Below are 22,041 nucleotides of genomic sequence, written 5' to 3'. Positions count from 1 at the left end.
CGGCCCTCCCCGGGAGAGCATCCATGGCAGACGTCCGCTACCTCGAACATTTCCCCAACCTCGTCGCGATGTTCCTCGCGCGCGCCGCCGAGAAGGGCGACGCGCCGTTCCTGTGGCACAAGGCGGGCGGCCAGTGGGTGTCGCGCAGCTGGCGCGAGACAGCGCAGCAGGTCGCCAGCCTGACGGCAGGCCTGAAGGCGATCGGGCTCGAGCCCGGCGACCGCGTGATGCTCGTGTCCGAAAACCGCCCCGAATGGTGCATCGCCGATCTCGCGATCATGGCGGCGGGCTGCATCACGGTGCCGACCTACACCACCAACACCGAACGCGACCACATCCACATCCTCGAGAATTCGGGCGCACGCGCGGTGATCGTGTCGACCGTCAAGCTCGCCAAGACGCTGCTCCCCGCCGCGATCCGCGCCAACACCGCGCAGATCGTGATCGGGATCGAGGATCTGCGCAGCACGCAATCCGGCGCGCTCGAATTCCACCAATGGAACACGCTGCTCGCCGAACATGCGGCCGACCCGTCGACCCTGCGCGCCACCGCGACGCGCGACGACACCGCCTGCCTGATCTACACCAGCGGCACCGGCGGTAGCCCACGCGGCGTGATGCAGCATCACGGCGCGATCCTCCACAATGTCGGCGGCTGCTGCACGATCATCTCGGAGGATTTCGGCTGGGAGGACGAGATCTTCCTGTCGTTCCTGCCGCTCAGCCACGCCTACGAACATACCGGCGGGCAATATTTCCCGATCGGCCTGGGCGCGCAAATCTATTACAGCGAAGGCCTCGACAAGCTCGCCGCCAATATCGAGGAGGTCCGACCGACGATGATGATCGTCGTGCCGCGGCTGTTCGAGCTGCTGCGCACGCGCATTTCGAAAGCGGTCGAGAAGCAGGGCAAGCTGTCGACCTATCTGCTCGGTCGCGCACAGGCGCTCGGCGCCAAGAAGGCCGCGGGCAAGGGCAGCCTGTTCGACAAGCCGATGGACCTGCTGCTCGGCGCAACGCTGCGCCCCAAGATCCAGCAGCGCTTCGGCGGACGGATCAAGGCACTCGTCTCGGGCGGCGCGCCGCTGACGCCCGAGGTCGGCACCTTCTTCGAGGCGATCGGCGTCACCGTCCTGCAAGGCTATGGCCAGACCGAATCGGCCCCCGTCACCTCGTGCAACCGCCCCAAGTCCGGGCTCAAGATGGACACCGTCGGCCCGCCGATGCCCAACACCGAAGTCCGCATCGCAGAGGATGGCGAGATCCTGGTGCGCGGCGAGCTCGTGATGCACGGCTATTGGCGCAACCCGGCCGAGACGGCGCGCGTGCTCAAGGATGGCTGGCTCCACACTGGCGACATCGGGCTGATCGACCCCAAGGGGCGGATCCAGATCACCGATCGCAAGAAGGACATCCTCGTCAACGACAAGGGCGAGAATGTCGCGCCGCAAAAGGTCGAGGGGATGCTCACGCTCCAGCCCGAGATCGCGCAGGCGATGCTGTTCGGCGACCGTCGCCCGTACATGGTCGCGGTGATCGTGCCCGATCCCGAATGGACCCAGCAATGGTGCGCGCGCGAGGGCAATGCCTGCAACTTCGCCCTCCTCGCCGAGAATAGCGAATATCGCACCGCGCTCGGGCAAGCGGTCGAGCGGGTGAACAAGGATCTGTCGGTGACCGAGCGCGTCCGCCGCTTCGTCCTCGCCGACGAGCCGTTCGCGATCGAGAATGAGCAGCTCACGCCGTCGCTGAAGATCCGGCGACATGTGCTGAAGAACGTCTACGGCGCGCGGCTGGAGGGGTTGTACAAGGCGTGAGCGGGGCGGCGCGATTTGGCAAATGTCTTGAACTGGTGGGAAGGCGACAGACCGCTTTCAGGCGGGCATCATCGAAACCGGCAATTGGCAACGAACGTGCGGGTACCACAATCTGCTAGTGCTTACTCCTTTTGGGCCGCTTCCCTAGCCGACCAAGGACGGCACCCCAACGGCGAAAGACGTGACGCCGCCCGCACGTGCAATGGCCCGAAACAAATCTCCTTGGCTTTAGCACTTTTCAGCGCAGGTGGCCTACAATGATCTAATGCCCGATCAGGAGAAACTCAAATCTTTGTCGCGTGATATCATCAGTTTCGAAAATGACGATGAGATTGTTGGGATTGGGCGTCTATTCTATGCCGCTTCGCAAGGAAGTGGCTACAATGAAGAGCTTGCTCGCTCGCAAATCATCGAGCTGGTTCGCCTCTTGCCGATCAGTGCTGCTTCATCATTGCTGTGCGCGATCCTAACGGCGTGGTCGCTGGCCTCCAGCATCAGCTTAGCTAATCTGGTGCCTTGGCTGGGTCTGATGACGGGCTACGCAGCGTTCCGCTACTTGCGCGCGAAATGGTTTTTAGCCAAGCAGTGTCGCTTAACGATATTGGCAAATCAGCCTTGGCGACTTGCGCTTGGTTCATTGATCGGCGCGTTGATCTATCTCGTGCCCGGCTTGATCTGGTCGATACACGGCGACGCGCATGTCCGCCTGACATTCTGCTTGATGTTAACCGGCTTGATATGCGGCGGGAGCATGACGTTGGCGAGTGTTCCAACGGCGGCCATGACCTTTGTGTGGACTATCGCGCTCGGAACGACCGCGATCTACGGTATCATGGGGCAACCCGCCTTGGCGGCCTTATCCCTATCGGTCACGTTGACGATCAGCGCAGCTTCTCTAGCCGCATGGCGAAGGTTCAACGACCACTTCTACGCAGTATCCCAATCCCGAGAAAAAAGTCGGATAATCGAATTACTGCGCGAGCTCGGTGCGAGCGGAAGCGATTGGCTGTGGGAGATGGACGCGGATCAACGCATCGTCGCAATGTCGGATGCGATGGTCGCGGCAATCGGGTCAAAGCATGGCAGCCCGGTCGGCAAGCTCGCGAGCGACGTCCTGGACCCATTTGGGCAGGCAGCATTGCGATCGTCGGGCATGCGGACGCTACTGGAGCACGTACGCGCGGGCATCGCGTTTCGCGATTTGGCTATCCCGGTGTTCGGAGGCACTCGCTGGTGGTCGCTGTCGGCTATCCCGTTGGTTGGCGAGCAGGGCCAACTGAGGGGGTGGCGCGGCGTAGGATCGGACATTACCGAGACCCGTTTGACCGGCAATGACTCAGTCGGTTCGGCTCGCCGCGATCCCCTGACCGGCCTTGCCAATCGGCTGTTGATCCGGGAGATTATCGAAGAAGCGTTGTTGCGTCACGCGTCTCAGGCCCACGGTAAGACGACGGCCGAAGCGATCCTACTTCTGGTCGATCTCGACCGTTTCAAGCATGTCAACGACTCGCTAGGCCATGCGATCGGAGACCAATTGCTCGTGCTCGTCGCGCGACGGCTGGAGCAGGCGGCCCACGACTGGGGCCAGGTAGGGCGACTCGGCGGCGACGAATTCGCGATCGTCATCAGCGCTGGACGGGATAACCGTGACGTCGGCAATCTCGCCAGCACGATCATTGCGGCGCTTTCGGCGCCTTACCAGATAGGCGAGGCGCGACTGCAGATTGGCGCGTCGATCGGTATCGCTCGAGGTCCCGACGACGGGGACGACGATCTGACCCTCCTGCGGAGCGCCGACCTGTCGCTATACAGCGCCAAGGACGCGGGCCGCGGAACCTACTCCTTCTATCAGCCGCAGATGCTCGAGGCGGCACAGGCCGACCGGCTGTTTGAGGCCGATGTTCGGTCGGCGCTGGCAGACGGACAACTGTCGCTTGTGTATCAGCCGATAATTGAATCGGCTTCGGGACAGCTTGTCGGGCGGGAGGCGCTGCTGCGCTGGGATCATCCCGAACGCGGATCGGTTCCGCCCGACCGTTTCATTCCAATTGTCGAGGATTTGGGCCTGATCGGGCAGATCGGCAATTGGGTGATTCGGCAGGCCTGCGCCGACGCTGCGATCTGGCCGTCCAACATCCGCGTCGCCGTCAATGTGTCGGTCGCCCAGTTGACCGGATCGACCCTCGCCAACAGCGTCATCTCGGCCCTGGCAACAAGCGGGCTCGAGCCGGGTCGACTGGAGTTGGAGGTCACTGAGAGGATCTTCATCGGGGAGAATTCGACGACGTTAGAATTGCTGAGCAATTTGCGCGCCTTAGGTGTGCGGCTGGTGCTTGATGATTTCGGCAGGGGTTATTCCTCGTTCGGCTATCTCAGCCGGACGCAGTTTGCTAAGATCAAGATCGACCAGAGTTTCGTGCGCGCGGCCGCCAGCGGCGAGCGCGAGAGCAAAGCGATCGTTCGCGCCATCTTGACGCTGGCCGAGAGCCTAGGAGTGGAGACCACCGCTGAAGGCGTGGAAACCGCAAGCCAGGCGACGGCAATGACGTTGATGGGGTGCAGCCAGTTGCAAGGCTATTACTTTGGACGGCCGGAAAAACTGTCCACAGTTCCCATGACTGCCGACCTCGGCAATCCTGCACGGCGGCGGGGGTGATGACCGATACCGACAGCACGATGCCCGAAAGCAGCCCCGCGCTGCTGATCTTGGCATCGAGGCTCGCCCGCGTCCCGATCCTGATCGAGACTTCGGCTCCTGGCGTCCGGCCGGTCGCTGCCGGTTGAAGGTCATGCGCTTCGGTCATCGGGGAATGCTGGACCTTTGGCGGCCTGCGGGCAAGGCTCCGGTGCCGACGGACGACCGACGCGCGAGAGTGCGCTGTCCGACATCGTCGGGCGCGTGATGCGCCTAGCGCGCTCTTTGGACATCGTCGGCGTCGCACGGGTATTCCTGGGCAAACGGAAACGAACGCGCGGGTTCGTTCGGGCGGCGGTGTCGACCTGTCGAGCGCGTCGAGCACGTCGCGTCGCGGCAAAGCCGCGCCGTCGGTCGGCGCTGTAGCGCCGCCGGCCGGGCTCGCCGCTGGCGCGGCCGCGAAATAGCTTCGCTATTTCTTGGCTTCGCTCGCCGGCACCACCTGCAACGTCCAGTCCTTGTCGGGCCGCAGATACTTGGCCGCGGTCTCCTGCAGCTCCGCCGCGGTCATGTTGGTGATGTCCGAATAGAGATGCATCAGCGCGGTGATCCGCGCCGGCTCGCGAGTCGCGCCGTCGAGCTGGTTCATCCAGAACTGATTGCCCGTCGACTGCCGCTGGATCGATTGCTGCATCGGCCCGATCGTGCGCTTCAGTTCGTCCGCATCGACCGGCTTGGCCACCAGTTCGGCGGCGATCTCGCGCGAGAGCTTGAAGAAGAGCGGGATGTTCTCGGGCGTCACCTGGCCGATCGCGACCATCTTGCCGCCGCTCGGAAAACCCGTCGGCCAGTCGCTCGACACGTTCGGGCTGTAGCTGGCGCCGTCGCGCGAGCGCAGCCGGTCGAACAGCCGGTCGCTGAAGATCGCCGCGAGCACCTCGAGCCGCCGCGCCTCGCTCAGGCCGGCGACGCCGCCGCCGGTCGGCCAGGCGATCACCGCCGCCGCCTGGTTGGGCGGGCCGTCATGCGTGCGCGTCACCGGCGTCTGGTTGTGCGCGGGGAAATGCGGCGGCGGCGAGACGACGGGCGCGGTGGTGCGCGGCGGCAGCGCGCCGATCGTCTTCTGCACCGCGGCGATCGCGGCATCGGCCTTGATGTCGCCGAACACCATCACCTCGATCGGGCCGGTCTTGAGCAACGGCTCCCACAGGCCGCGGAACGCCTCGGGCGTCGTCGCCTGGATCGCGGCGAGGCTCGGCGTGCCCCAGCGCGGATCGCCATCGCGCAGCAGCCGGTCGAGATCGCGCGACAGCACGCCCGTCGCCGAGCTGTTATACCCGGCATAAGCCGACACCGCGACGCTGCGCGCGCGCAGCACCGGCGCCGGGTCCCAGCCCGGCGCGGTCAGCGCCGAGGCGATCAGCTGCAGCTGGTCGCCGAGATCGGCCGGCGACGTCAGCGCGTTGAAGGTGAAGGCATCCTCGTCGATCCCGAAATCGAGCCCGATCCGCCGCCCCGAGGTCAGCGCGTCGAGATCGCCCTGGTTGAGCTTGCCGATCCCGCCCGCGGTCAGCGCCAGATCGGCGGCCCATGCCGGCGTCTCCTTGGTCGCGGGCAAGGCGTTGTAGCCGGCCCCGAAGCGCACGCGGACATAGACGCGGCTGTCCTCCGACGTGGTCGGATAGACGAGCACGCGCACGCCGTTCGACAGATTATATTCCTGCATCTCGAATTCTTTGATCGGCGTGTTCGAGACGATCGTTGCCGGCGGCCCCAATTTGGGAAGGTTGGCGAAGCTGACGTTTGCCTGCCGCGTGCGCTTGCCGGCGAGACCCTTCACGTCGACCTTCAGCGCGTTGGCGAGCGCACCCTCGATGCCGGGCTCGGCGGTCGGGGTCGAGATCAGCGCGCGCGTCGCGGTGCCCTGGAACAGCCGCTTGGTCGAAGCGAGGATCTTGTCGGGGGTGAAGAAGCCCTTCTTCTCGGCATCCTCGAACACCTTCTGGATCACCGCTGGCGAGGTCGTCGTCTCGCGAATGTCGAGCGCCTGGACCATGTCGTCGGCTTCCTTGCTGCCGGCTTCGGCGCGGTAAGTGTCGACCTGGGTCTTGAACGACACGCGCTGCTCGGCGAGCTCGCGCTCGATCTCGGCCTTGGTCGGCGCCGAGGCCTGCGCGTCGGCGATCACCGCACGCACGTCCTTCAGCGCGGGGTCCCACGCCGAGCCGACCGGCAGGATCGTCACGAACGTCCCATTGGCCGAGCGCGACGGATCGTCGAGCCGCACCGCCGCGGCGATATAGCTGCCGCCCGAGCGCGCGCGCGTCTCGAGCCGCCGGTTGATCACCGCCAGCGCGATGAAATCGGCGAGCCGCTTCTGGTTGAAGACGATCGTATCGTCATTGAAGTGCCACGGCCGCACGATCGCCATCTCGATCCGCGTCGGGATGCCGGGCTCGACCACCGCCTTGGTGGTGGTCTGCTTGGGGTCGGGCTGGCCGAAATCGGGGTCGGCGGGATTGGGGCCGACGCCCTTCCACCCGCCGAAATTCTTGGCGACCATCGCTTCCAATTGGTCGGGATCGAAATCGCCGGCGATCACCACCAGCGCGCGCTCGGGGCGATACCAGCGGTCGTGGAACGCCTTGACCGAGGCGGCGGTGGCCGCCTCGAGTTCCTTGACGTGGCCAATCGGCGAGCGGTCGGCGAGCGGCTGCCCGGCGAAGAAAGTCGCGTTGAGCGCATCGATCACGCGCACCTGCGGCCCGGGCTGCTCGCGCTGTTCGGCCAGCACCGCGGGGCGTTCGGCATTGAGCGCGGCGGCGGTGATGTTGGGCTTGGAGACCATGCCCGACAAAATCTTGAGGCTCTCGTCGATCCCGGCGGCGGTCGCGCTCGGCAAATCCAGCTTGTAGACGGTCTGCGTCGTCGTCGTCTGCGCGTTGGTGTCCGAGCCGAAGGTCGTGCCCATCCGCTGCCAGATCCGCTTGGCCTCGCCGTCGGGGACATATTCCGAGCCGCGGAACGAGAGATGCTCGATCAGATGTGCGAAGCCGCGCTCGCTGTCATCCTCATAGAGCGAGCCCGCGTCGATCCGCACGCGCATCGAGATCTGCCCGGGCGGCACGCCATTCTTGCGCACGGCATAGCGCAGGCCGTTCTTGAGCGTGCCGAAATGCCACGCGGGATCGGGCGTGATGTCGCTGCCCTTGTAGAGCCACGGCGCGCGGCTGGCGATCGCGCTATCGGCGGCGGGTGCGGCAGGAGCCGCGGCAGCAGCAGGTGCGGCGGGTGCGGTCTGCGCCAGCACCTGCGGCACGGTGGCAAGCACCAGAAGGGAAGCAAAGGCGAAGCGCGTCATACGCGATGGGGCGATCATCGCCCCTAGATAGCGGGCGAATCCCCGCTCCGCCAGCGTTCGCGCCGCGCCCCGCCCGCCGCCGACGCGCGGCGGTTCCACCAGAGCGACGCACTTCGCACCTTGCGCTCACCCCTCCACGGCGCCACATGCCAGCCATGCTGATCGAGACCGAAACAACGCCCAACCCGGCGACGCTCAAATTCCTGCCCAATCGCACCGTGATGGAGGCGGGGACGCGCGACTTCGTCACGCCGGAAGAGGCCGAGGCCTCGCCGCTCGCCGAGGCGCTGTTCGGGCTCGGCGACGTGACCGGCGTGTTCTTCGGGCGCGACTTCGTCTCGGTCACCGCGGCGCCGGGAAGCGAATGGGCGAGCCTCAAGCCCGACGTGCTCGGCCTGCTGGTCGATCATTTCAGCGCCGGCATGCCTTTGTTCAAGCCCGGCAATGCCGGCGCGATCGCGGTGCCCGCCGAGGATTCGTTCAACGACGATCCGGCCGACGCCGACATCGTCGCGCAGATCAAGGATCTGATCGAGACGCGCATCCGCCCGGCGGTGGCGAACGACGGTGGCGACATCGTCTATCGCGGCTTCGACAAGGGCAAGGTGTTCCTCGCGATGCAGGGCGCGTGCGCCGGCTGCCCGTCGTCGAGCGCGACGCTCAAGAACGGGATCGAGCAGTTGCTCAAATATTACGTCCCCGAAGTCACCGAAGTGCGAGCCGTATAAATGACCGCGATCCCCGACCAAGCCCTCGACCAGATCTTCCGCACCGCGCGCAGCTTCAACGGCTATACCGATGCACCGGTCAGCGAGAGCGATCTCCACGCGATCTGGGACCTGATGAAGTGGGGGCCGACGTCGGCCAACCAGTTGCCCGCGCGGATGGTCTGGGTGACCAGCGAAGCGGCCAAGGCCAAGCTTGCTGCCGCCTGCTCGGCGCAGAACGCGCCGAAGGTGCTGAACGCGCCGGTCACCGTGATCATCGGCATGGACGGCAACTTCCATGACCATCTCCCCGAACTGTTCCCGCACGTCGATGCGCGGCCGTGGTTCGCCAACGACACTGCGCGCGCAGAGTCGGCGTTCCGCAACTCGACGCTGCAGGGCGCCTATTTCATCATCGCGGCGCGTGCGCTCGGCTTCGATACCGGGCCGATGTCGGGCTTCGACGCCAAAGCGGTCAATGCCGCCTTCTTCGCCGACACGCCGGCGGTGACGACCAACTTCATCTCGACGCTCGGTCATGGCGACCCTGCGACGGTGTTCGGACGCCTGCCCCGCCCGGCGTTCGAAAAGTTCAACGCGCTCGCCTGACGCCCGGCTTGCGCACGCTCGTCATCGAAACCGCGACCGCCGCCTGCTCGGTCGCCTTGCTCGACGGTGACGCGGTCGTCGCGCATGCGCATGACATCGTGGGGCGTGGCCATGCCGAGCGGCTGATCCCGATGATCGCCGCCTTGCCGGGTGGCGGCCGCGCCGAGCAGATCTTGGTCGATTGCGGCCCCGGCAGCTTCACCGGCATCCGCGTCGGGATCGCCGCTGCGCGCGGGCTCGCGCTGGGCTGGGGCGCCGCGCTGTCAGGCTATTCGTCGCTCGCCGCACTGGCCGCCGCGGCGTTCGCGCAGGGCTCTGCCGATCCGCTTGCGATCGTCCTCGAAGGGGGGCATGGCGAAGTCTTCATGCAAGGATATACCACCCCATTGCGCGACACCGGTCCCTTCCAGGCGCTGCGCCCCGAGGCGGCGCTCGCGGCGTTGGCCGGACGGCTGGCGGTCGGCAACGGCGTGCGCTTTCTCACGGCGCTTGCGTCCGATCTGCGCGTCGACGAGCGCTTGCCCGCCGCGGTCGATGCCGCGCTGCTGCCGCCCGCGCTGCGGGCACTCGCGCCGAAACCGATCTACGGTCGCGCCCCCGATGCGATCCCGCAGGCTGTACCGGCATGAGCACGGTAATGGGAATCGACCTGCGCAGCGGCGCGGTTGCCGACCTGCCGTTGGTCGATCGCGTGATGCAGGCAGCCTTCGATACCCGTTTTGGCGAGGCGTGGACGCACAACCAGGTGCTCGGCCTGATGGCGATGCCCGGCGTGTGGCTGACGATCGCCGCGCTCGGCGGAGAGTGTGCCGGGTTCGCCTTGTCGCGCTGCGTGCTCGACGAAGCTGAGCTATTATTGCTTGCGACCGCCCCGTCCTTTCGGCGTCGTGGCGTCGCGGCGGCGTTATTGCGCGCGGTCATCGCCGATGCCGTAACGCAGTCGGCCAAGTCGCTGCATCTTGAGGTTCGCCAAGGAAATGAAGCAATTAAATTGTATCAATCCGAGGGCTTCATCAAGGTTGGACACCGGCGTGATTACTATCATGGGCCTGCCGGACAGACTTTCGATGCGCTGACCTATCGCCGCGATCTATCCTAACGTTCTTGTCATACAACGAATACTGCTTGCACTGCGTCAACGGAGCGACGATAGGCCCGCCCTCGGACGGTATGTAATCGCCGTCCAATTTGGACCGAAAGGATTAGTATGGACGTATTGAACGAGCTTCAGGAAACCCTGATCACGCTCACTGCCGACATTGTCGCAGCCCACGTCAGCAACAATAGCGTCGCAGTTTCGGATCTGCCGGTGCTGATCGCCAACGTTCATGGCGCGCTTTCGGGCCTTGGTGGCCCGGCGCCGGTCGAAACGATCAAGCAGGAGCCGGCCGTTTCGGTCCGTTCGTCGATCAAGCCCGACTTCATCATCTGCCTCGAAGACGGCAAGAAGCTGAAGATGCTCAAGCGTCATCTGATGACGCATTATCAAATGACCCCCGAACAATATCGCACGAAGTGGAATCTTCCTGCCGATTATCCGATGGTCGCGCCGAATTACGCGGAGCAGCGCCGCACCCTCGCCAAGAAGATTGGCCTGGGCACCACGCGCCGCAAGACCGCACGCTGAACTGACGGTCCGCCCCTCCCGTGCCGGGAGGAGCGGACCCCGGCCGCGCCGGCTTGTTGCGACTCACTATCCTCTTTCGCAACAAGCGCGAAGCGCCTACATCGACGGCATGCCGCGTCACATTGATCTCGAAGCCCTCTGCGCCGAAAAGGGCCTGCGCATCACCGACCAGCGTCGCGTGATCGCCCGCGTGCTGTCGGATGCCGAAGACCATCCCGATGTCGAGAAGGTCTATGAGCGCGCCTCGGCGATCGATCCGGGCATTTCGATCGCGACGGTGTATCGTACGGTCCGCCTGTTCGAGGAAGCCGGCATCCTGGACCGTCACGATTTCGGCGACGGCCGTTCGCGCTACGAGCCCGCGCCCGAGGCGCATCACGACCATCTGATCGACGTCGAGACCGGCAAGGTCATCGAATTCGTCGACCCCGAGCTCGAGCAATTGCAGAAGGCGATCGCCGAGCGGCTCGGCTTCCGGCTGGTCGATCACCGCATGGAATTGTACGGCGTCGTCCTTGACCGCAAGAGCTGAAGCGGCTGCGGCTCGCGCCTCCGCGCGGGCCGATGCGGCCGCCGGTCGCCCGCCCCCGATCGGCTGGCTCGGCTGGATCCGGCTGTGGACACGCGTGGGTTTGCTCGGGCTGACCTTGCTGCTCGCCATCCCGTTACATTATCTGTGGCGGACGGTGCGGCTCTCCTCGCCGTGGCCGCGGCTGTTTCTCGGCACGGCGGCGCGGATCTGCGGTGCACGCGTGCGCGTCGTCGGCGTGCCGCTCAAGCGCGACGTCTTCTACATTGCCAACCACGTCAGTTGGATCGACATCCTCGCGATCGCCGGCGCGAGCGGAACAGCCTTCGTCGCCAAGGCCGAGATCCGCGAGGCGCCCGTCGTCGGCTGGCTGTCGACGCTCAACCGCACCGTGTTCGTCGCACGCGAGGATCGCCTTGGGGTGGCCGAGCAGATCAACGCGCTGCGCGAGACGCTTGCCGAGAATTGGTCGGTCACGGTGTTTCCCGAAGGCACGACCACCGACGGCCGCTCGCTGCTGCCGTTCAAGACGCCGATGCTCAAGGTGCTCGAGCCGCCGCCGCCGGGCGTGATGGTGCAGCCCGTGCTGCTCGATTACGGCCCGGTCGGCGCCGACATCGCGTGGATCGGCGACGAGACCGGCAAGGCCAATGCGATGCGGCTGCTGGCGCGCAAGGACCGGTTTCGCGTCGCGGTGCACTTTCTCGAGCCCTTCTACCCGCGCGATTTTCCAGGCCGCAAGCTGATCGCGGCCGAGAGCAAGCGCCGGATCGAAGCGGCGCTGTCGGTGGTGATGTGCGGGCCGGTCCCGCCGTTCGTCGGGCATGACGCCTGGGCGGGCAAAGGCGCCACGCTTCCAACCGCGATCGCCGCCGGAATCGACCGACCCGCGCCGGACGCCTAGCAGGGGTTCTGCCCCGCGGCTTTTGCGCCTATAGCGCCGCCGATCATGTCAGACGCCACCACCGCCCCCAAGGCCGCCCCCAAGACGTACGCCGTAAAATCGTTCGGCTGCCAGATGAACGTCTATGACGGCGACCGCATGGGCGAGCTGATGGCCGCGCAGGGTCTGACGCAAGTCGATCCCAAGGACGCCGATCTGGTGGTGCTCAACACGTGCCACATCCGCGAGCGCGCGACCGAGAAGGTCTATTCGGACATCGGCCGGCTGCGCAAGGATGCCGGCAAGCAGGGCCGCACCCCGATGATCGCGGTCGCCGGCTGCGTCGCGCAAGCCGAGGGCGCCGAGATCGTGCGCCGCGCCAAGGTCGACGTCGTCGTCGGCCCGCAAGCCTATCACAACCTGCCCGACCTCGTGGCAAAAGCCGCGCGCGGCGAGGCGGCGCTCGATACCGACATGCCGGTCGATCTCAAGTTCGGCCACCTCCCCGCGCGCCGTCGCGTGCCGCCGAGCGCGTTCCTGACGGTGCAGGAAGGCTGCGATAAATTCTGCACCTATTGCGTCGTGCCTTATACGCGTGGCGGCGAAGTTTCGCGGCGCTGGGGCCAGATCGTCGAAGAGGCCAAGGCACTGGTCGACGCGGGCGCGCGCGAGCTCACGCTGCTCGGGCAGAACGTCAACGCCTGGAGCGATGGCGCGCGCGGGCTGCACGACCTGATCGCCGCGCTCGATGCGATCCCCGGCCTCGCGCGGATCCGCTATACGACGAGCCACCCCAACGACATGACGCAGGGGCTGATCGACGCGCATGCGAGCGTCGAGAAGTTGATGCCGTTCCTGCATCTGCCGGTGCAGGCGGGCAGCGACCGCATCCTCAAGGCGATGAACCGCAGCCACAGCCGCGACTCATACCTGCGCATCCTCGACCGTGTCCGCGCCGCACGACCCGACATCGCGCTGTCGGGCGATTTCATCGTCGGCTTCCCCGGCGAGACCGAGGCCGATTTCCTCGAGACGCTGAGCCTGGTCGATGCGGTCGGCTATGCGCAGGCGTACAGCTTCAAATACAGCCCGCGCCCCGGCACCCCCGCCGCGACGATGGGCGATCAAGTCCCCGAAGACGTGATGGATGACCGCCTCCAGCGCCTCCAGGCCGCGCTCAACCGCGACCAGGCGGCGTTCAACGCGGCGACCGTCGGACAGACCTGCCAGGTTTTGATGGAGCGCACCGGCAAGTTGGCCGGCCAGCTGATCGGCAAGAGCCCGTGGTTGCAATCGGTCCATCTGGTGAGCGATGCGGCGATCGGCGACCTCGTCGAAGTGACGCTCGCCGAAGCGGGCGCGAACTCGATGCTCGGCCTCCTCCCCTCTTCTTCTTCCTAAAGCCCTCTCCCGCCTTCGCGGGAGGGCTTAGAAAAGAAGCGCCTCTCGACACGCGCGCCCAAAAAGCGCAAAACCCAGCGCATGCCGAAACCCGCCCCGACCGAGCTCGTGCCGCCGCAGTGGAAGCGCAATCCGGCGGCTTTGTGGGTCTATATCGCGGCAGGCGTCGGCATGATCCTGCTGTCGGGCGGTCGCATCGTGCTCGAACGGATCGGCCTGCGCCGCTGATCCTCGCGCGCCGCCCCCGCGCCGCGTCGGAATATTCCGATCGCCACCTATCTATCCGCGCCGCGCGCCCTACCTTTTGCTCACCCTCCGACGTTAAGGAACCGCATGAGCCGCAAGCCCGTCCCCGCGCAATCCGGTGATCGTAGCCGCACCGAACTCGTGTTCGATCGTCCCCAATTGATGGCGCAGCTGTTCGGCGAATTCGACCAGAACCTGCTCGCGCTCGAGAACAAGCTTGGCGTCTACATCACCGCGCGCGGCAACAAGGTCGGGCTCGAGGGCAGCGCCGAGGCGGTGGCTCAAGCGCGTGACGTGCTGCACGGGCTCTACAACCGGATCGTGCGCGGCGAAGTCGTCGATACCGGGCTGATCGACGCGGTGATCGCGATGTCGAGCGAGCCGACGCTCGCCGGGATCATCCAGGCCGATGCCGGCGGCGGTGCCGTCCCGCAGATCATGATCCGCACGCGCAAGAAGACGATCGTCCCGCGCACCATCGCCCAAGCGCATTACATGCGGCAACTGCTCAACAACGACATCATCTTCGCGCTCGGGCCAGCGGGCACCGGCAAGACCTATATCGCGGTCGCGCAAGCCGTCGCGCAGCTCATCACCGGCAGCATCCAGCGCCTCATCCTGTCGCGCCCCGCGGTGGAGGCGGGCGAGAAGCTCGGCTTCCTCCCCGGCGACATGAAGGAGAAGGTCGATCCGTATCTCCGTCCGCTCTACGACGCGCTCAACGACTGCCTCCCCGCCGAGCAGGTCGAGCGCCGCATCGCGAGCGGCGAGATCGAGATCGCACCGATCGCCTTCATGCGCGGGCGTACGCTCGCGGATGCCTTCATCATCCTTGACGAGGCGCAGAACACCACGCCCGCCCAGATGAAGATGTTCCTCACCCGCTTCGGCGAGAACAGCCGGATGGTGGTGTGCGGCGATCCCAAGCAGACCGATCTTCCCGGCGGGATGAATGCTTCCGGGTTGAACGACGCGGTCGGGCGGCTCGAAGGTGTCGAAGGCCTGTCGATCTGCCGCTTCGGGTCGGGCGACGTCGTGCGGCATCCGATCGTCGGGCGTATCGTCGAGGCCTATGAAGGCGTGAGTTGATTGAAGCGCGGGATATCCTGACCTATAAGGAACGGATATCCCCGGAGACGGAAGATGGCATCGCTCTACATCAAGGATGAAGAAACCGCTGCCCTGGTGACTCGCGTCGCCGAGCGGTCGGGCCTCACCAAGACGGCGCTCGTCCGCGAACTCGCCGCCGCGCGCGAGGCCGAACTCGACCGCGCCGAGCCGCAACTTTCGGCGCGAGAGAAATTGGATGCGTTATGGGCAACCCACACCTTTTCGCCAACGACCAGCGCAGATGCCGACAAAGCGTTTTTCGACGAGATGTGGGGCGAGGACCCGGATTGACCATCTTCGTCGATGCCTCCGCGCTGGTCGCCATGATCACCAACGAACCGGAGCGCGACCGCTTCCGTCAAACCGTGCTCGCGGAAGCCGATTCGCTATGGTCTGCGATGTCGTGCTGGGAAACCGTAAGCGCGGTACGCAAGCGCGGCACTTTGTCCGTGACCGAAGCCCGCGCGTTGGTGGAGGAGTCGGCCGAGTTGCTGGCCTTGCGTTTGGTCGATGTCGGATCGACGGAACTGATCGCTGCACTTGACGCTTACCAGACGTATGGCCGTAACAGCGGCCACCCCGCCAAACTCAACATGGGCGATTGCTTCGCGTACGCCTGCGCCAAGACCAACGACGCCAGCCTGCTCTACAAGGGCAACGACTTCCTCCATACGGACCTTGCCTGATGCTTGAAATCGCCCTCTCCCACGAAGACGTCTGGCCCGAGCACGACTGGCAAGCGCTCGCCACCCGCGCCGCGACCGCCGCAATCTCGCGCACGCCCTATGGCGAACTCGCGACCGGCGCTGCCACGGTCGAGATCTCGATCCGCCTCGCCACCGACGCCGAGGTACAAGTCCTCAACGCCCAATATCGCCAGAAGGACAAGCCGACCAACGTGCTCTCCTTCCCGATGGTCCAGGCCGACCTGCTAGAAACGATCGGGCAGAATAGCGACGACGGCGAGGTCCTGCTCGGCGACATCGTCCTCGCGCACGAAACCTGCGCGCGCGAGGCGATGGAAAAAGGCGTCAGCCTCGAAGAGCACGCAACGCATTTAATCGTGCATGGCACGCTGCATTTGCTAGGCTATGATCACATGGTCGGCATGGAGGCCGAGGCGATGGAGGCGATCGAGATCGACGCGCTCAAGAGCCTCGGGCTTGCCGACCCCTATTTGATCGAAGAGGACTAACTGACCGCCATGCCCGACGGCCAAAGTACGACCGGCCCCCTCAATCAGACTGGGGCCAGCCATTTAGGCGGTGCCCAGCACGCGGAAACCAGCATTTGGCGGAGCTTCCGCAGCTGGATCTCGGGTCACACCGGTGACGAATCGCTCCGCGCGACGCTCGAAGAAGCGATCGACGCGCATGAGGATGATCCCGCGCCCGACGCCAAGGGCGACCTCTCCCCGCTCGAACGCACGATGGTGCGCAACCTGCTCCATTTCGGCGAGCGCGATGCCGGCGACGTCGGCGTGCCGCGCGCCGATATCGTCGCGGTCGAGGAGCGCACCAGCTTCGCCAACCTCGTCGCGCTGTTCGCCGAGGCCGGCCACAGCCGCCTGCCGGTTTACCGCGAGAAGCTCGATACGATCATCGGCATGGTCCATATCAAGGACGTGTTCGCGATCCTCGCGACCGGAGCCCCCCACCCGCCGAGCATCGCCGAGCTGATCCGCGAGCCACTTTACGTCCCGATGTCGCGCGGCGCGCTCGATCTGCTCGCCGACATGCGCCAGAAGCGCGTGCATCTCGCGATCGTGCTCGACGAATATTTCGGCACCGAAGGCCTCGTCACGATCGAGGATCTGATCGAGGAAATCGTCGGCGATATCGAGGACGAGCATGACGACGCCCCCGAGGCGTTGCTCGTGCCGCTCGACGGCGGCGCCTGGGAAGCCGATGCTCGCGCCGAGTTGGAAGACGTCGGCGAGACGATCGACCCGCGGCTCGCCGAGGTCGATGGCGATATCGACACGATCGGCGGTCTTGCCGCGGTGCTCGCCGGGCATGTTCCGCAGGTCGGCGAATGCATCGTTCATGACAGCGGCTGGACGCTCGAAGTCGTCGCCGCCGACACGCGCCGCGTGCTCGGCCTGCGGCTCCATCCCCCGAAGCCCGAACGCGAGCAAGATTAACCGCAGCAAACCATCGGGATAAGGTAACATTCAGGCAATAAAGGCAAATCTCGTTTCGCTATCGTAGCAAAGGGGAACTGTCATGACCTGCAAACTCGTCTCGTTAGCGATGATCGGCGCCGCTGCCATTCTGTCCGCCACCGCCGCTCATGCCGAGGACCGGCCCTTCACCGGGCCGTTTGCCGGCATCGAGTCGGGCGCGCGCGAAGATCATATCTTCTTCGACGTGACCAACTACACGCTGGGTCAAACGATCAGCCGCTACTATCGCGCGGTCGGTCCGAGCGGCGGGGTTTTCGCCGGATACGATGTCGCGGTAGCCGAAAAGCTCCGTCTCGGCGGCGAAGTCGGCCTGAATATCGGCGGCGGGCGGCAGGTCGCGCGCTTGCCCGACGGCACGCGCTTCTTCGAGCAACATCCGCGCTATGGCTATCGCCTGAGCGTGCGTGCCGGCTATCTCGCGACGCCGCGCCTGCTGCTCTACGCAACCGGCGGATATGGGGGCAATCGCTACCGCTTCGACTATAATCCCGGCATTGCAGGCGTCGACGAGTGGGGCAGCAGCTTCATCGTCGGGGGCGGCGCGGAATATCGCGTGAGCCGCCGCGCGGCGGTGCGGATCGACTTCAAGCACGTCGACAACCAGACTAGCCAGCTGATGCTTGGCATCCCGATCCGCTTCTAGCGGGCCACCGCGAAAATCACCCGGTCGATCACTCTCTGCGGTTTAATACATTTCCTCGATCACGGCGTTCATGGCATCCTCCCTTCGAGATCATAAGCCTCGACACATGGAGAGAGACATGGACGCCATTACATCAGGCAGCCCGCTGAGCGACCCGAGCAAGGAGCCCGCCGCGCTCCGCTCGCTGCTCGGCCGCACCAATCGCGATTGGTGGCCCAACCAGCTCAGCCTCGAAATCCTTCAGCAGAACGGCCTGTCGGGCAACCCGATGGGCGACGACTTCGACTATGCCGAAGCCTTCAACACGCTCGATTACGCCGCGGTGAAGCGCGACCTGACCGCGCTGATGACCGACAGCCAGCCGTGGTGGCCGGCCGATTACGGGCATTACGGCCCGTTCTTCATCCGCATGGCGTGGCACAGCGCCGGCACCTATCGCACCGGGGACGGTCGCGGTGGCTCGTCGTCGGGCTCGCAGCGCTTTGCGCCGCTCAACAGCTGGCCGGACAACGGCAACCTCGACAAGGCGCGCCGCCTGCTGTGGCCGATCAAGGCGAAGTACGGCAAGCAGCTGAGCTGGGCCGATCTGTTCATCATGGCCGGCAACGTCGGGATCGAATCGATGGGCGGCCCGGTGTTCGGCTTCGGTGGCGGACGCGAGGACGTGTTCGAGCCGCTCAAGGACATTTACTGGGGCACCGAGGAAGAGTGGCTCGGCACCACGCGCATCGAGGAAGAATCTGGCCGTGCGCTCGAGAATCCGCTCGCCGCGATCCAGATGGGCCTCATCTACGTCAACCCGGAAGGTCCGGGCGGCTGCCCCAACCCGATGGGCTCGGCGCGCGACATGCGCGAGACCTTCGCGCGGATGGGGATGAACGACGAGGAAACCGTCGCGCTGACGGCCGGCGGCCACACCTTCGGCAAGGCACACGGCGCAGGTGATGCCTCGCTCGTCGGCGTCGAGCCGGAAGGCGCCGACATTGCGACGCAGGGCATGGGCTGGGTGTCGACGCACGGCACTGGCATGGGCGACGACACAATCACCTCGGGGATAGAAGGCGCCTGGACGCCGACGCCGATCACCTGGGACCAGACCTATTGGGACATGCTGCTCGACCACGAATATGAGCTGGTGAAGAGCCCGGCGGGCGCGCACCAGTGGCAGCCGGTCGGCAACCCCGAGGAAACGCTTGCCCCCAAGGCGCACACGCCTGGCGTCAAGGTCCCGACGATGATGACGACCGCCGACATGGCGCTCAAGAAGGACCCGGCCTATCTCGAGATCAGCAAGCGCTTCCAGAAGGACCCGGCGGCGTTCGCCGATGCCTTCGCCCGCGCCTGGTTCAAGCTGACCCATCGCGACATGGGGCCCAAGGTCCGCTATCTCGGGCCCGACGTTCCCGGCGAAGACCTGATCTGGCAGGACCCGATCCCTGCGGCCGATTATGCGCAGATCGACGCGAGCGACGTCCCCGGCCTCAAGCAGGCGATCGCCAATTCCGGGCTTTCGGTTGCCGAGCTGGTGACGACGGCCTGGGCCTCGGCCTCGACCTATCGCCATTCGGACCATCGCGGCGGCGCCAACGGTGCGCGCATCCGCCTGGCCCCGCAGAAGGACTGGGAGGTCAACCAGCCCGAGCAGCTCGCAAAGGTGCTGGGTGTTTATGAAGGCATCAAGGCCGACTTTGACGGCAAGGGTGCGAAGAAGGTGTCGATCGCCGATCTGATCGTGCTCGGTGGCTCGGTCGGCGTGGAAGCGGCTGCCAAGGCGGCGGGCCATGCGATCGAAGTGCCCTTCGCGCCGGGTCGTACCGACGCTTCGGCCGAGCAGACCGACGCCGAGAGCTTCGACGTGCTTGAGCCCAAGGCCGACGGCTTCCGCAACTATCTCTCGGTCAAGTTCAGCGTTCCGACCGAGGAATTGCTGGTCGACCGCGCGCAGTTGCTGGGTCTCAGCTCGCCTGAGATGGCGGTGCTCGTCGGTGGCCTGCGCGTCATCGGCGCCAACCACCCCAAGGCCGAGAAGCACGGCGTCTTCACCGACCGCAAGGGCCAGCTGACCAACGACTTCTTCGTGCATCTGCTCGACATGCAGACGGCGTGGAAGCAGATCAGCGACGACAGCGACGAGGAATATCTCGGCACGCTGCGCGAGACCGGCGAGGAAAAGTGGACCGCCTCGCGCACCGACCTGGTGTTCGGCGCCAACTCGCAGCTCCGCGCGCTGGCCGAGGTCTATGCCTCGGGCGACGCCGGCGACAAATTCGTTAAGGACTTCGTCAAGGCGTGGGTCAAGGTGATGAACGCCGACCGCTTCGACCTGGCCTCGGGCCATGTCCGCGGCGAGCCGGCCGTCGCCTGACGGCACACACTTAGCCCCTCCCCTGAAGGGGAGGGGCTTTCTTTGTCACAGCGCCCCGCGAGAACGCGCTTCCCCTGCCCGGCTTCGCCCCCTATTTCGCATCCATGCGCAAACACATCCTCATCATCCTCGCGATCGTCGTCGTCGTTGCCGGCGGCGTCCTCTGGTGGGTGCTCCAGCCCGAACCCGCGCAGCTTCCGGCGAGCGCGGTCGAGGGCGACCGCCCAACCATCTCCGCCCCGCGCGAGCAGACCATCCCGACCGTCAAGGTCGCCGACCGCGTCGGCTGGCAGAACGGCGCAATGCCGGTCGCCGCGCCGGGCCTCAAGGTCGCCGTCTTCGCCACCGGGCTCGATCATCCGCGCTGGCTCTACCGCCTGCCCAATGGCGACGTGCTCGTCGCCGAGACCAACTCGCCGCCGCGCGCGACCAAGGGCATTGCCGACGTCGTGATGGGCTTCCTGCTCAAGAAGGGCGGCGCCGCGGTCCCCTCGCCCAACCGCATCACGCTGCTCCGCGACACCAATGGCGACGGCGTGGCCGAAATGCGCACCGTGCTGATTTCGGGGCTCAATTCGCCGACCGGCATGGCACTGCTCGACGGCCAGCTCTACATCGCCGATACCGATGCGCTGGTCCGCGTGCCCTTCACGCCCGGCCAGACCAAGATCACCGCCAAGCCCGAAAAGGTCATCCCGCTCAATGGCGGCGGCAATCACTGGGCGCGCACCTTGCTCGCCGGGCCCGACGGGCTGCTCTATGTCGGCGTCGGATCGTCGAGCAACATCGCCGACAACGGCCTCGACGCCGAGAAATTCCGCGCCAACATCCTCCAGGTCGATCCCAAGGCGAAGACCTTCCGCGTGTTCGGCGCGGGGCTCCGCAATCCCCAGGGCATGGCGTTCGAGCCCAAATCGGGCGCTTTGTGGGTCGCGGTCAACGAGCGTGACATGCTCGGCTCGGATATCGTCCCCGACTACATCACGCGCGTCGGGCTCGGCGACAATTTCGGCTGGCCCTGGTATTATTGGGGCGGTTATCCCGACGCCCGCGTGAAGCCTGAAAACCCGGCGCTGCAGGAATATTCGAAGCGACCCGATTATGCGATGGGCCCGCACGTCGCAGCACTCGGCCTGACCTTCGCGGCCGACGCCAAGCTCGGCGGCCAGTTCGCCAACGGCGCGTTCGTCGGCGAACACGGCTCGTGGAACCGCGTGCCGGTGTCGGGCTACAAGGTCGCGTTCGTGCCGTTCGGTGCCAACGGCTTCCCGGTCAAGGGGAGCAAGCCGGTCGACGTGCTGACGGGCTTCCTCAACGCCAAGGGCGACGCGCAGGGACGGCCGGTCGGGGTGATCACCGATCAGGCCGGCGCGCTGCTGGTGGCGGACGATGTCGGCAACACGATCTGGCGCGTGACCGCGAAATAGGCATTTCCGCTTTTAGCCCTCTCCCGCTCTCCGCGGGAGAGGGTTGGGTGAGGGCCTTCTTCTGCCGACCCCGCACGAAAAGCAGAAGGCCCTCACCGACTGCGACTAGGCCCGCGCTGAAGAAGCGCGACCCAAGTCTCCGTAGCCTCTCCCGCTCGCGGGAGAGATAGGAGGAGGAAAATCCCTATTCCAGCATCTTCGGCGCTTCCTTCGCCAGCTTCGCCTTAATCTTGTCGGCGAACAGCCGCAGAAAGATCGGCAAGTCGATCTCGGCGCGCACCTTCGCATCCCCCACCGTCAGCCGGCTCGCCACCCGCTGCCCGAGCGCAGCGACGGTGAAGTGCATCGTGTCGCCCTCCCAGCGATGATCAACCGACGTCGCGCCGGGCACCATCTCGACGATCTTGCCGACCCCGCCCTCGACGCGCGCACGAGCGCCCGCCAGGCCGAGCTTGTGCGGAATTTCGAGGGTGATCGGGTCGCTCATCACAAATCC

General features: G+C 65.7%; 22 protein-coding genes. 20 read left to right on the top strand and 2 right to left on the bottom strand.

The features are described 5' to 3' along the window. Nucleotides 1-23: 23 nt before the first annotated feature. The 3 genes from U1872_RS18860 to U1872_RS18850 all read left to right on the top strand — a co-directional run bounded on the left by U1872_RS18860 (nucleotide 24) and on the right by U1872_RS18850 (nucleotide 4,601). Nucleotides 24-1,817: an AMP-dependent synthetase/ligase gene (locus U1872_RS18860; RefSeq protein WP_332794464.1), complete on the top strand. Its 1,794-nt coding sequence runs from the start codon at nucleotides 24-26 to the stop codon at nucleotides 1,815-1,817. Between the two features lie 265 nt (nucleotides 1,818-2,082). Next, entirely contained in the window at nucleotides 2,083-4,473 is a 2,391-nt protein-coding gene (locus U1872_RS18855) for a putative bifunctional diguanylate cyclase/phosphodiesterase (protein WP_332794463.1), read from the top strand. Beyond that, the gene (locus tag U1872_RS18850) at nucleotides 4,473-4,601 is read left to right on the top strand and encodes a hypothetical protein (protein WP_332794462.1); all 129 of its coding nucleotides are present in this window, start codon (nucleotides 4,473-4,475) and stop codon (nucleotides 4,599-4,601) included. The genes U1872_RS18855 and U1872_RS18850 overlap by 1 nt, the downstream gene beginning before the upstream one ends. A 323-nt stretch (nucleotides 4,602-4,924) precedes the next feature. On the opposite strand, the gene U1872_RS18845 is transcribed toward U1872_RS18850, so the two are convergent. Next, nucleotides 4,925-7,831 carry a M16 family metallopeptidase gene (locus U1872_RS18845; RefSeq protein ID WP_332794461.1) on the bottom strand — a complete coding sequence of 969 codons (2,907 nt, stop codon included), beginning with the start codon at nucleotides 7,829-7,831 and terminating at the stop codon, nucleotides 4,925-4,927. 137 nt (nucleotides 7,832-7,968) lie between these two features. Here U1872_RS18845 and U1872_RS18840 point away from each other — a divergent pair, with 137 nt between their 5' ends. The 17 genes from U1872_RS18840 (at nucleotide 7,969) to U1872_RS18760 (ending at nucleotide 21,545) form a co-directional block, all read left to right on the top strand. Then, nucleotides 7,969-8,541 (top strand): NifU family protein, encoded by a 573-nt coding sequence (locus U1872_RS18840; RefSeq protein ID WP_332794508.1) that lies wholly within the window; start codon nucleotides 7,969-7,971, stop codon nucleotides 8,539-8,541. After that, nucleotides 8,542-9,129 (top strand): malonic semialdehyde reductase, encoded by a 588-nt coding sequence (locus U1872_RS18835; RefSeq protein ID WP_332794460.1) that lies wholly within the window; start codon nucleotides 8,542-8,544, stop codon nucleotides 9,127-9,129. A gap of 8 nt (nucleotides 9,130-9,137) precedes the next feature. After that, nucleotides 9,138-9,758, top strand: a complete 621-nt coding sequence (gene tsaB / locus U1872_RS18830; protein WP_332794459.1) for a tRNA (adenosine(37)-N6)-threonylcarbamoyltransferase complex dimerization subunit type 1 TsaB — start codon at nucleotides 9,138-9,140, stop codon at nucleotides 9,756-9,758. Then, nucleotides 9,755-10,228: a GNAT family N-acetyltransferase gene (locus tag U1872_RS18825; RefSeq protein WP_332794458.1), complete on the top strand. Its 474-nt coding sequence runs from the start codon at nucleotides 9,755-9,757 to the stop codon at nucleotides 10,226-10,228. Before tsaB ends, U1872_RS18825 begins: the two co-directional genes overlap by 4 nt. Nucleotides 10,229-10,336: 108 nt before the next feature. Further along, complete coding sequence (locus tag U1872_RS18820) at nucleotides 10,337-10,756, top strand: Ros/MucR family transcriptional regulator (protein ID WP_332794457.1); 420 nt, start codon at nucleotides 10,337-10,339, stop codon at nucleotides 10,754-10,756. Nucleotides 10,757-10,865: 109 nt separating this feature from the next. Next, nucleotides 10,866-11,288, top strand: a complete 423-nt coding sequence (locus U1872_RS18815) for a Fur family transcriptional regulator (protein ID WP_133186729.1) — start codon at nucleotides 10,866-10,868, stop codon at nucleotides 11,286-11,288. Next, entirely contained in the window at nucleotides 11,272-12,189 is a 918-nt protein-coding gene (locus U1872_RS18810; RefSeq protein WP_332794456.1) for a lysophospholipid acyltransferase family protein, read from the top strand. The genes U1872_RS18815 and U1872_RS18810 overlap by 17 nt, the downstream gene beginning before the upstream one ends. A gap of 45 nt (nucleotides 12,190-12,234) precedes the next feature. After that, entirely contained in the window at nucleotides 12,235-13,569 is a 1,335-nt protein-coding gene (miaB, locus tag U1872_RS18805; RefSeq protein ID WP_332794455.1) for a tRNA (N6-isopentenyl adenosine(37)-C2)-methylthiotransferase MiaB, read from the top strand. Nucleotides 13,570-13,650: 81 nt separating this feature from the next. Beyond that, a complete protein-coding gene (locus U1872_RS18800; RefSeq protein WP_157134567.1) occupies nucleotides 13,651-13,797 on the top strand; it encodes a hypothetical protein in 147 nt (48 codons plus the stop codon). Between the two features lie 105 nt (nucleotides 13,798-13,902). Beyond that, complete coding sequence (locus U1872_RS18795) at nucleotides 13,903-14,904, top strand: PhoH family protein (protein ID WP_332794454.1); 1,002 nt, start codon at nucleotides 13,903-13,905, stop codon at nucleotides 14,902-14,904. A 54-nt stretch (nucleotides 14,905-14,958) separates the two neighbouring features. Beyond that, nucleotides 14,959-15,216 (top strand): type II toxin-antitoxin system VapB family antitoxin, encoded by a 258-nt coding sequence (locus U1872_RS18790; protein WP_332794453.1) that lies wholly within the window; start codon nucleotides 14,959-14,961, stop codon nucleotides 15,214-15,216. Beyond that, nucleotides 15,213-15,611 (top strand): type II toxin-antitoxin system VapC family toxin, encoded by a 399-nt coding sequence (locus U1872_RS18785; protein WP_332794452.1) that lies wholly within the window; start codon nucleotides 15,213-15,215, stop codon nucleotides 15,609-15,611. Before U1872_RS18790 ends, U1872_RS18785 begins: the two co-directional genes overlap by 4 nt. Next, nucleotides 15,611-16,120, top strand: coding sequence for an rRNA maturation RNase YbeY (gene ybeY, locus U1872_RS18780; protein ID WP_332794451.1), 510 nt, complete (start codon nucleotides 15,611-15,613; stop codon nucleotides 16,118-16,120). The genes U1872_RS18785 and ybeY overlap by 1 nt, the downstream gene beginning before the upstream one ends. 9 nt (nucleotides 16,121-16,129) lie before the next feature. Beyond that, nucleotides 16,130-17,068 (top strand): hemolysin family protein, encoded by a 939-nt coding sequence (locus tag U1872_RS18775; RefSeq protein WP_332794450.1) that lies wholly within the window; start codon nucleotides 16,130-16,132, stop codon nucleotides 17,066-17,068. Between the two features lie 82 nt (nucleotides 17,069-17,150). Continuing rightward, nucleotides 17,151-17,753 (top strand): outer membrane protein, encoded by a 603-nt coding sequence (locus tag U1872_RS18770; RefSeq protein ID WP_332794449.1) that lies wholly within the window; start codon nucleotides 17,151-17,153, stop codon nucleotides 17,751-17,753. 118 nt (nucleotides 17,754-17,871) lie between these two features. Next, entirely contained in the window at nucleotides 17,872-20,118 is a 2,247-nt protein-coding gene (gene katG / locus U1872_RS18765) for a catalase/peroxidase HPI (protein ID WP_332794448.1), read from the top strand. A 104-nt stretch (nucleotides 20,119-20,222) separates the two neighbouring features. Continuing rightward, on the top strand, nucleotides 20,223-21,545 hold the full coding sequence (locus U1872_RS18760) for a PQQ-dependent sugar dehydrogenase (RefSeq protein ID WP_332794447.1): 1,323 nt from the start codon (nucleotides 20,223-20,225) through the stop codon (nucleotides 21,543-21,545). A 184-nt stretch (nucleotides 21,546-21,729) separates the two neighbouring features. Here U1872_RS18760 and U1872_RS18755 read toward each other — a convergent pair whose 3' ends face one another. Beyond that, nucleotides 21,730-22,032, bottom strand: coding sequence for a polyhydroxyalkanoic acid system family protein (locus U1872_RS18755; protein ID WP_189675722.1), 303 nt, complete (start codon nucleotides 22,030-22,032; stop codon nucleotides 21,730-21,732). Nucleotides 22,033-22,041: the final 9 nt, after the last annotated feature.

The sequence above is a fragment of the Parasphingomonas frigoris genome, from assembly GCF_036663815.1.
In the GTDB taxonomy this organism is placed as follows: Bacteria; Pseudomonadota; Alphaproteobacteria; order Sphingomonadales; family Sphingomonadaceae; genus Sphingomonas.
This window is presented reverse-complemented; position numbering and strand designations above follow the sequence as displayed.